The organism is Streptomyces rectiviolaceus (genome assembly GCF_039533825.1).
GTDB classification, from domain to species: domain Bacteria; phylum Actinomycetota; class Actinomycetes; order Streptomycetales; family Streptomycetaceae; genus Streptomyces; species Streptomyces rectiviolaceus.
The window spans coordinates 24,238-33,331 of sequence record NZ_BAAAUG010000058.1 but is presented as its reverse complement, the minus strand read 5'-3'; the positions used below and the strand labels follow the sequence as shown (position 1 = coordinate 33,331).

The 9,094-nt window shown below is 71.6% G+C and carries 8 protein-coding genes and 1 pseudogene; 5 read left to right on the top strand and 4 right to left on the bottom strand.

From position 1 onward, the window contains the following. Nucleotides 1–1,169 (top strand): annotated as a pseudogene (locus tag ABD378_RS17880) (hypothetical protein); the annotation flags it as partial. Nucleotides 1,170–1,236: 67 nt separating this feature from the next. On the opposite strand, the gene ABD378_RS17875 reads toward ABD378_RS17880, so the two are convergent. Continuing rightward, entirely contained in the window at nt 1,237–2,511 is a 1,275-nt protein-coding gene (locus ABD378_RS17875) for an ABC transporter substrate-binding protein (RefSeq protein ID WP_344521926.1), read from the bottom strand. A 117-nt stretch (nt 2,512–2,628) separates the two neighbouring features. Here ABD378_RS17875 and ABD378_RS17870 point away from each other — a divergent pair, with 117 nt between their 5' ends. After that, a complete protein-coding gene (locus ABD378_RS17870) occupies nt 2,629–3,132 on the top strand; it encodes an SCO4402 family protein (protein ID WP_344521925.1) in 504 nt (167 codons plus the stop codon). An 80-nt stretch (nt 3,133–3,212) separates the two neighbouring features. Continuing rightward, nucleotides 3,213–4,097, top strand: coding sequence for a formyltetrahydrofolate deformylase (purU, locus tag ABD378_RS17865; protein ID WP_344521924.1), 885 nt, complete (start codon nt 3,213–3,215; stop codon nt 4,095–4,097). 44 nt (nt 4,098–4,141) lie between these two features. Here purU and ABD378_RS17860 read toward each other — a convergent pair whose 3' ends face one another. Together ABD378_RS17860 and ABD378_RS17855 are read right to left on the bottom strand one after the other, a co-directional pair. Next, the gene (locus ABD378_RS17860; protein WP_344521923.1) at nt 4,142–5,467 is read right to left on the bottom strand and encodes a maleylpyruvate isomerase mycothiol-dependent enzyme family protein; all 1,326 of its coding nucleotides are present in this window, start codon (nt 5,465–5,467) and stop codon (nt 4,142–4,144) included. Then, nucleotides 5,464–6,063 (bottom strand): sigma-70 family RNA polymerase sigma factor, encoded by a 600-nt coding sequence (locus ABD378_RS17855; RefSeq protein WP_344521922.1) that lies wholly within the window; start codon nt 6,061–6,063, stop codon nt 5,464–5,466. Before ABD378_RS17855 ends, ABD378_RS17860 begins: the two co-directional genes overlap by 4 nt. A gap of 252 nt (nt 6,064–6,315) precedes the next feature. Here ABD378_RS17855 and ABD378_RS17850 point away from each other — a divergent pair, with 252 nt between their 5' ends. Both ABD378_RS17850 and ABD378_RS17845 read left to right on the top strand, forming a co-directional pair. Beyond that, a complete protein-coding gene (locus ABD378_RS17850; protein WP_249589292.1) occupies nt 6,316–6,690 on the top strand; it encodes an STAS domain-containing protein in 375 nt (124 codons plus the stop codon). A 192-nt stretch (nt 6,691–6,882) separates the two neighbouring features. Continuing rightward, nucleotides 6,883–7,395, top strand: coding sequence for an EF-hand domain-containing protein (locus ABD378_RS17845; protein ID WP_344521921.1), 513 nt, complete (start codon nt 6,883–6,885; stop codon nt 7,393–7,395). A gap of 12 nt (nt 7,396–7,407) precedes the next feature. Here ABD378_RS17845 and ABD378_RS17840 read toward each other — a convergent pair whose 3' ends face one another. Continuing rightward, nucleotides 7,408–8,982: a class I adenylate-forming enzyme family protein gene (locus ABD378_RS17840; RefSeq protein ID WP_344521920.1), complete on the bottom strand. Its 1,575-nt coding sequence runs from the start codon at nt 8,980–8,982 to the stop codon at nt 7,408–7,410. Nucleotides 8,983–9,094 lie beyond the last annotated feature (112 nt).

Sequence of the window (9,094 nt, the reverse complement as noted above, 5' to 3'; positions counted from 1 at the left end):
TCACGGCCCGCGCGGTCGTGGTCGCCAGCGGCCTCTCGGGCCTCGCGCAGCTGCCGCCCGCCGCCGCGGGTGACGCCGACGCGACGCAGTACATACCCGCGATGCTCGGCGCAGGCGCAGGCGTCGGCGCCGGGGCCACGCAGTACATACCTCCCGTGGCCCCCGGCGCCCTGCCGCCCGAGGCGCCCGCGGGGGATTCCACGCAGTTCCTCGGGCGCGCGCCCATGCCCGGCGCGCCGATGCCCCCGGCGGCCGGTTCCGACAACGAGCCCACGCAGTACATCGCCCCCGTGCCCGCCGAGCCCGGCAAGGCACCCTTCGGGATCCGGCCCGGCGCCCCGGGCGACCGGCAGCCGCCCGCCGAGTTCGACAGTCTCTTCCGTACCGAGCAGCCGGAGCCCGAAGGCCCGGCGTCGACCCAGCAGATGCCCCGCTTCGAGCCGCCGCAGCCCGCCGCCCACGGCAGCGGCGTCGGCAGCGGTGACGGTGGGGGCAGGGCCGCGCGCCGAGCCGCTGCCGCCGCTCCCGCGTCGCGCGGCGGGGGACGCACGGGGTCGAAGGTGCCGCTCTTCGTGGCCGCCGGTGTCGTCATCGCGCTGATCGGCGTCGGCGCGGGCGCCCTGCTCAGCGGCGGCGGTGACGAGGAGAAGGACAGCCCCAAGACTGTCTCCGACTCCGCGCCGACCGACGAGAAGCCGTCGCCCTCCGTCGACCCGGCCAAGGAGCAGGCCGTCGCCCTGGACAAGCTCCTGGCCGACAGCAACAACAGCCGTGACTCGGTGATCGGCGCCGTGCGCAACGTAGGAAAGTGCACCGACCTCGCCCAGTCGGCCACCGATCTGCGCAACGCGGCCAAGCAGCGCAACGGCCTGGTCACGCGCCTCTCGGGGCTCTCCGTGGACAAGCTCCCCGCCAACGCCCAGCTGACGGCATCGCTCACCAAGGCCTGGAAGGCGTCCGCCGCGGCCGACAACCACTACGCCGCGTGGGCGGGCCAGGTCGCGGGCAAGAAGGGCTGCAAGAAGGGCCACGCCCGCACGACGCCGCAGGCGGTCGCCGCGAACAAGTCGAGCGGCGAGGCGACCACGGCCAAGCAGGAAGCGGCCGGGCTGTGGAACGCCATCGCCAAGCAGTACGGGCTCACCACGCGCGACAAGTCGCAGCTCTAGGACGGGAGCGTGGGCCCGGAGGACGGGAGCGGGGACCGGGAGGACGGGAGAGAGGACCCGGAGCGGGTCACCTCACCCGCTCCAGGGTCTTCGACACGTTCACGAAGCCCTTCCTGGCCGGCACCAGGCGGCCGTCGCGCACCATCTGGAACGTGACGTCGGCGTTGACCAGCCGCGGGAAGTCGCTCGCCGCGAGCATGTCCTTGAAGCGCCAGCTCAGGGTGGGCGTGAGCCCGCCGGTCCCGACCTTGAGCCCGTCGTCGAGCGCCCGCCGCAGCGTCCGCGACGAGACCTCGCCGCCGTCGAGCGACTCGACGGTCTGCTTCAGGACGGTGTAGGCGATCCACGTCGTCTGCACGCCCGCGTCCGTGGGGTCGACCCGGTTGTCGCCGAAGGCCTGCTGGCGGATGACCTCGCGCATCTCGCCCCAGCGGGCATCGCTGGCCGCCGGATACCAGCCGGTGAGGTAGGCGCCTTCGTACGGTCCGTTGCCACCGCCCGTGCGGTCGACGAGGGACTGGTCGACGCTGCCGAGCACGGAGGAGATCCTCGCGGTCGGGTACGTGTCCTCGGTGCGGCGGTAGGAGTCGTAGAACGTGTCCGTGCGCGCCCCGAGCGCCGCCGTCACGCAGCCGCCGGTGCCCGCGCGCTCCAGCGCCTGCTCGGCCTGGGCGGTGAAGTCGGTGCCGTCCTCGGGCGCCCGTATGTCCGAGGAGGGCTTGCGGTGGCCCTCGGTGAGGCCCGCGTCCAGGAGCTTGGGGAGATCGTCGCCCGCGATGGTGTCGGGGCGTACGAGGGAGACGCGCTCGCAGCGGGCGGCGAGCTGGCGGCCGTTGCCCGCCATGAGCGCCGGTTCGCCGCCGTTGACGGGGTACGACAGGGGGCTGCTGAACTCCTCGTCGGTGACGCCGTATCCGCCGATGTAGGGGATCCCGGCGACTTCGAGGGGCGAGAGGAAGGACCTGCCGTGCTGGCTGTAGGAGCCGACGACGGCGGCGACCTCCATGTCGACCGCCTTGCGGGCGCAGTCGGCGGCGCCCACCGGGTCGTTGTGGTCGTTGCAGGTGACGACCTTGAGCTTGCGGCCGTCGAGCCCGCCGTTCGCGTTGACCCAGCGCGCGTAGGCCTGCGCCATCGCGGGGATGCCGGGTTTGTTGGTCGCCTTGGTCTTCTCGGGGGCCCAGGTCATGACGGTCACGGGGTCCTCCCTGGATCCCCCCGCGGAACCAGGGATGACCCCGCACGCGGCGGTCAGGGACGCACACGCCGCCACCAGGGCGGCCGCGCTGATCAATGCGGTCTTGGAGGGGCGGGGGAACAAGGTGCGTCGCGAGACGGGCATGGTCATGCACGATTCCGCCGCAGTGCCAACCATGGAGTGACGCCTTCTCAACGCATGGTGACAAGAAGGTGAATGGCAGGGGCCGGTTCGGCTGCGCGAAGGGGGAACGTACGATCGATGACCGTGCAAGGTTCGGAGAACTCTTCCCGTCGTGGCCGTCGCTCAAGCACCATGGGCGGCATGCCAACGAACGACATGCCATGGTGGCGCTGGCGCAGCAACGTGCGCTCGGCGCTGCACATGCTCTCCGACCCGGGGTTCCAGCGTGAGTGCTGGCTCGCCGGGCGCGACGAGTACGGGGACGTGACCGACGCCGTGTACCGCCTTGTCGAGGACACGTGGCTCGACAACTGGTCCGCCGAGAAGTACGTCGGGACGATCTTCCGTGACGCGGAGGAGGCGGCCCTGGTCGACGCGGCGGTGCTGCGGGTCCTGCGGATCATGCACGAGGTCGGGCCCGACGCCTTGGTCTCCGCCTATCTCGATCACCAGGGGTGGCCGGAGGCGGTCCGGGCGGCGCGGGACGCGCATGTCCGGCTCTCCGTCAGCGACGGGGAGGACCCGGATGTCCCGCCGCGGACGCTGGAGATCCTTCGGATCATGACGCGGACCGGGAGCTGAGCTGAGTTCCGCCGGGACTGCGGTGATGGATCTGCGGGACGCGGACCTCGGCGGGTGCTGGTTGTGGGAACCTTGGGCCCATGAATGAGCCGTCCGTCGCCGCTTCCGCCGACCCCGCTGAGCAGTACGTCCTCACCCTCTCCTGCCCGGACAAGCAGGGCATCGTGCACGCCGTGTCGAGTTACCTCTTCATGACCGGTTGCAACATCGAGGACAGTCAGCAGTTCGGCGACCACGACACCGGCCTTTTCTTCATGCGCGTCCACTTCTCGGCGGAGGCGCCGGTGACGGTGGAGAAGCTGCGGGCGAGCTTCGCGGCGATCGGTGACTCCTTCCACATGGACTGGCAGCTGAATCGCGCCGACGACAAGATGCGCGTCGTCCTCCTTGTGTCGAAGTTCGGGCACTGCCTGAACGACCTGCTGTTCCGCTCGCGCATCGGCGCGCTGCCGGTCGAGATCGCGGCGGTCGTCTCCAACCACACGGACTTCGCCGAGCTGGTCGCCTCGTACGACATCCCCTTCCACCACATCCCGGTGACCAAGGACAACAAGGAGCAGGCCGAGGCGCAGTTCCTGGAGCTGGTGCGCGCGGAGAACGTGGAGCTGGTCGTGCTCGCCCGCTACATGCAGGTCCTTTCGGACGACCTCTGCAAGCAGCTCAGCGGCCGGATCATCAACATCCACCACTCCTTCCTGCCGAGCTTCAAGGGCGCGAAGCCCTACCACCAGGCACACGCGCGCGGTGTGAAGCTGATCGGCGCGACCGCGCACTATGTGACGGCGGACCTCGACGAGGGCCCGATCATCGAGCAGGAGGTCGAGCGGGTCGGCCACGACGTCACGCCGAACCAGCTGGTCGCGATCGGCCGGGACGTGGAGTGCCAGGCCCTCGCACGGGCCGTGAAGTGGCATGCGGAGCGCAGGATCCTGCTGAACGGGCGGCGTACGGTCGTCTTCGCCTGACTTCGCCTGACCCCGGGGCGCTCCCCGGAGGCCCTGCGCAAGGCTCACATCCGGCTCAGCGACGCCGCCGCGAACAGGACGTCCCTGATCGCCTGGCGGTCGCCGTCCTGCCCCGCTGCCGCTTCCTCCGGTGAGACGTGGCCAGCGGCCAGGCGGCAGAACTCGACGCCGTCCAGTGCGACATGGGCCACCTCACGGTCCGCCGACGCGCCGGCACCGGGGGAGTCGAGCGGGATGAACCACTCGCCGCCGCCCATGCCCTCGACCTCCAGGCGCAGACTCCGGCCCGGAGCGCCGGCCGCCACCAGGCCGTGCGCCGGGGCGGCGAGCCCCGAGCGGCGGCGGTCGGGGAGCGTGCCGGGGAGCAGCCGGGCGGCGAGGTCGATCATGCGGTGCAGATGGCGCGGGGACGGCGGCTCGTACGGATAGTCCACCGCCTCCGCGATGTCGCCGGCGTGGATCCAGCACTCGAAGGCGCGGTCCAGCATCGAGTCCCGCAGCGGCAGCTCGACGCGGCGGCCCTGGTCGTCCGGGGCGCTGTACGGGACGGTGAGGCCGCCCGAGCCGGAGCCGTGCGTGCCGCCTGCCGTGAAGGACACCGTGCGGATCAGTTCGTGGGTCTGCTCGCGCCAGGGGCCGCGCACCGCGCGGGTGGGCGGGAAGTACGAAGCGCGCCAGTACGCCTCCGTGCGGTAGCCCGGGTCGGACTGCGGCGGGGCCTCCCTGCCCAGCGGGTCGTCGAGGCCGAGGGCCAGCGCGACCAGGCCGTCGACGGCGAGGAGGTGGGCGATCACTCCGGCGACCGTCGTCTTGCGGCTGACCGGATGGTCCTCGTCGAACCACCGGAGCCGCACCGGGGCGTGCCACTCCGAGTCGCCGATGTCCCGCAGGAGCGCGTCGAGCCGGGCGGTCTCCGCGTCGTACGGAACGGCCCACTCGGGCACCGGGATGCGCGGCGGGCGCCGCCCGAGGCAGCTCTCGATGACGCGGTTGCGCAGGCCCGGGTCGAGGTCGAGGCTCTCCTCCGGGTGCAGCAGGCCCACCGCGTCGCGCAGCCGCAGGGCCTCTTCCGCGCAGGGGCCGCAGTGGCCGAGGTGCTCCTCGACGGCGATGGCTTCGTCGACCGAGCAGGCGGCGAGGGCCCAGGCCCCGAGGAGGGACCTCAGGACGCGGTGGTCGAGGGCGAGCGGAGGGTCGGGCAAGGGATTTCCGGTGTCCTCTATGGAGGTGCGGGGCAGCGGTATACGAGGCGGCCGACGGGCGTCGCCCTGCTCGTCCCGGCCACCTGGGCCACTGGGGCCGCCCGCACCGTCGCCGTTCTCCGGGTGGTCCGGTTCCTCGAACGGTTCCTGCCGGTCGGGCCCCTTCACAGCGCTCTCCCGTAACCGGGAGGCGGGCCCGGTGAGGAGTGCGGTTCTGCCGGTCCTGCCGCGTCGTTCGCGGTGGAGAGCAGCTGCAGGCCGAGGCGGAGGCGGCGCCGCGCCTCGTCCTCCGTGACGCCGAGGTCGGCCGCCGTCTGGCGATAGTCGCGCCGCTGGAAGTAGGCGAGCTCCAGGGCGGCGCGCAGCGGGGCGGGCATGGCCGTGACGATGTAGTCCGCGCGGGCGGCGGCTGAGGCGCGGCGCACCTTCCGCTCCAGGTCCTCCGTGGTTCCCTCGCCGCCGCGGGCCAGGGCGGCGGACTCGGTCTGGTGAAGGCGCCGGACGGCCCGCTCGTGGGTGAGCGTGGCGACCCAGGAGCGCAGGGGGCCCTGCTTGGGGTCGTACGCGTCGGGGTTCTCCCAGATGTGGGCGAAGACCTCGCGGGTTATCCGGTCGGCGGCGCCCTCGTCGCCGAGGACGCGGTGGGCCAGGCCGTGCACGAGCGAGGCGAAGCGGTCGTACAGCTCGCCGAGCGCGGCCGCTTCCCCGTGCGCGAGCCGCTGCTGCATGCGGCGGTCCCAGCGACGCGGCGCGTCCTTCGCCATGCGGCCCCCTCTGCGCGTGCCGTTCCTCGTCCGTGCCGACCCCTCGTCCCATCGAATGTAGTCGCCACCACCGACAACGCACTCCCCTTTACGGCAAAGTGCGCCAGCGCCCGGCCTCGGGTGATAGAGACCGGTGTTCCTGGTGTTTCATGGAGAGCACGTGGGGCAGCCGCGACGTAGGAAGCGTAGGGAATGCTTCCGCATAGGCGAGCTACGACGAGCGAGCGGTATCAGCGAGCGAGAGGCGTGCGAGTGACGCTGCAGGTGGCCGTGGACGAGCAGGACGGCTGGGCCGTGCTGCGGGTGTCCGGCGAGATGGACCTGGTGACCTCGCCTGTCGTGCGCCAGCGCGTTCACGACGCGGTGGCCGACGGCCGCCACAGTCTCGTCCTCGACCTCTCGGACGTCCTCTTCTGCGACTCCAGCGGCGTCGGGGTCCTGATCGCCACCCGCCGCCTGTTCCGCTCCTGCCAGGGCCGCCTGCGCCTGATACTGCCCGCGAAGGGGGCCGAGGACGGCTCCCACGTGAACCGCGTCCTCGCGGCCCTCGGCGTACGCCGCCTCTTCGAGGTCTTCCCGGACGTGGCGGCGGCGGTGGACGACGAGGCGGTACCGCTCTCCGCGTGACGCCGCCCCCGGGGAACCCCAAAAGATCACCTAGGGCCGACTGCTGGTACAACCTCTCTTGTTCCGGTCTTGGCACAAGCGTCGGCTTCCCGCCTCCGGGCGGTCGCCGAGCACGTACGCTCGCGTCTGAGACACCCAGGGAACCCCCTGTGCGCACGCACCCAACCGCAGAAGTGAGGCGGCCCGAACACCATGGACAGTGCCGAGTACGAGCGTAAGATCGCGGCCCGTTTCGCCACCTTCGACCAGGACGGCAACGGCTACATCTCCCGTGAGGACTTCAGCACGGCGGCCGCCGCCCTGCTCAGCGAATTCGGCGCGACGGCACGCTCCGAGAAGGGGCAGGCCCTCTACATCGGGGCCGAGGCCTTCTGGCAGGGCATGGCCGGGATCGCCGACCGTGACGGCGACCAGCGGATCACCAAGCCGGAGTTCGTGGGCGGCGCGGTGAAGCGCCTGCGGGACAACACGGACCGGTTCGCCGAGATCGCGCGGCCGTTCCTGGACGCCGTGATCGCCGTCGCGGACGGCGACGCGGACGGTTCGGTCAGCCCTCAGGAGGTCGGGCGCGTACTGAAGGCCCTCGGCGTCCCGGCGGACATCGCGAGCGCCGCGGGCGGCTCGCTCGACACCGACGGGGACGGGCGTGTGACGGAGGAGGAGATCGTCGCGGCGTTCGCGGCGTACTTCACTGTTCCCGAGTGAGCCACCGACCGGTCAGCCGCGCGTGAAGCGTTCGCGCAGCTTGTACTTGAGCACCTTGCGCAACGTCTCGTTGCGGGGAAGGGCCTCCACCACCTCCAGTTGCTCCGGCAGCTTGTACGTGGAGAGTCCTTCCCCGCGCAGATAGGCGGTCACGGACTCCAGCGTCAGGGAGCCCGCCCCCGGCCGCTGCTCGATCACCGCGCAGACCCGTTCTCCCCGTTCGGGGTCCGGGAGGCCGATGACCGCCGCGTCCCCCACGGCCGGATGCCGGTGGAGCAGGTCCTCGATCTCCTTCGCGGAGATGTTCTCGCCCTTGCGGATGATGATGTCCTTGGCCCGGCCGGTCAGGACCAGGTGGCCTTCTCTCCGTACGTGCCCCAGGTCCCCCGTGATCAGGAAGCCGTCCGCGTCGAAGACGCCCGCACTCTGCTCGGGGTCCAAGTAGCCCTGGCAGACGGCCTCCCCGCGCAGCCGCACCTCGCCGTCGACACCGGCGGGCACCTCCTTGCCCTCGGCGTCCGTGATCCGGATCTCCATCCCCCGCGGCGGCATCCCTTCCGTCGTCGCCAGGTTCTCGGCGGTGTCGTCCGGCGCGCCCATGGTGATCATCGGCACCTCGGTCATGCCGTACCCGTGGGTGAGCTGGCAGCCCATCTCCCGTACGACCGCGTGATAGATCTCCGGCGGCTTCGGCGCCCCGCCGCCCGCGAGGAGGCGCAGGGTGGGGATGACCTTCTCGCCGGGCGCCAGCTTGCGCTGCTCGGCGAGGAACATCGAGTAGAACGCGGTCGAACCGCCCGCCACCGTCACGCCGTGCCGCCGGTAGCCGTCGAGCGCGTCCGGCAGTGCGAAGTGCTCGAACATCACCGCCGGGAAGCCGTACAGCAGGAGCATCACCGTGTAGTCGGGCCCGGCGATGTGCGCGAAGGGGAACGCCATCGAGCCGATGTCGTCCGCCGAGAGATGCAGCGCGTGCGCGAGGCACGAGCCGCCCGCTATCAGTGAACGGTCCGTGTGCAGCACGCCCTTGGGGTCGGACGTCGTGCCCGATGTCCAGTAGATCCAGCGCACGGACGTGCCGTCGGAGGGCGGCGCGGGCAGCACGGAAGGGTCGGCGTCCGGCAGATCGTCGTACGCGTACGCCTCGAAGACGCCCCGCGCGCCGAGCCGTCGCGCCATCTCCGTGTGGTCGAAGCCGCGCCACATCCCGGGAACGGCGAAGAACTCCGCCTTCGACTCCCGTAGCGCGAAGCCGACTTCGCGGTCGCGGTAGAAGGGGATGACCGGCGACTGGACCGCGCCGATGCGGGCGAGCGCGAAGGAGAGCAGGGCGGTCTCGATGCGGGTGGGCAGCTGCCAGGCCACGACGGTGCCGGGGCGCACGCCCATTTCGTAGAGCCCCGCGGCCACCCGTTCGGTGCGGTCGCGCAGCTCGCCGAAGGTCAGCGTCCGGTCGTCGGCCGGATCGGCCGCGGCCTGGATGAGGACGGGTACGTCGGGGGTGAGCCGGGCGCGGCGCTCGATGAGCTCCCAGAGGGTGCGGGACGCTCCCAGTTCGTACGCGGTCTCGTTCTCCGAGGTCCTCATGCGATCCCCTCATGGCGGCCCTGAACTGACGGGGAGTCAGATCGTGCGGAGAGCGTAAGCCTCACCGCCTTGTCGGTCCAGAGGTGCGCGGCTAGCCTGCCATCTGACGGGT

What these genes read in the sequence shown, in the direction of transcription:
- ABD378_RS17870 (WP_344521925.1), top strand. Translation starts at nt 2,629, where the DNA reads ATGACCGTGCAAGGTTCGGAGAACTCTTCCCGTCGTGGCCGTCGCTCA.
- ABD378_RS17845 (WP_344521921.1), top strand. Translation starts at nt 6,883, where the DNA reads ATGGACAGTGCCGAGTACGAGCGTAAGATCGCGGCCCGTTTCGCCACC.
- ABD378_RS17840 (WP_344521920.1), bottom strand. Translation starts at nt 8,982, where the DNA reads ATGAGGACCTCGGAGAACGAGACCGCGTACGAACTGGGAGCGTCCCGC.
- ABD378_RS17875 (WP_344521926.1), bottom strand. Translation starts at nt 2,511, where the DNA reads ATGCCCGTCTCGCGACGCACCTTGTTCCCCCGCCCCTCCAAGACCGCA.
- ABD378_RS17855 (WP_344521922.1), bottom strand. Translation starts at nt 6,063, where the DNA reads ATGGCGAAGGACGCGCCGCGTCGCTGGGACCGCCGCATGCAGCAGCGG.
- purU (WP_344521924.1), top strand. Translation starts at nt 3,213, where the DNA reads ATGAATGAGCCGTCCGTCGCCGCTTCCGCCGACCCCGCTGAGCAGTAC.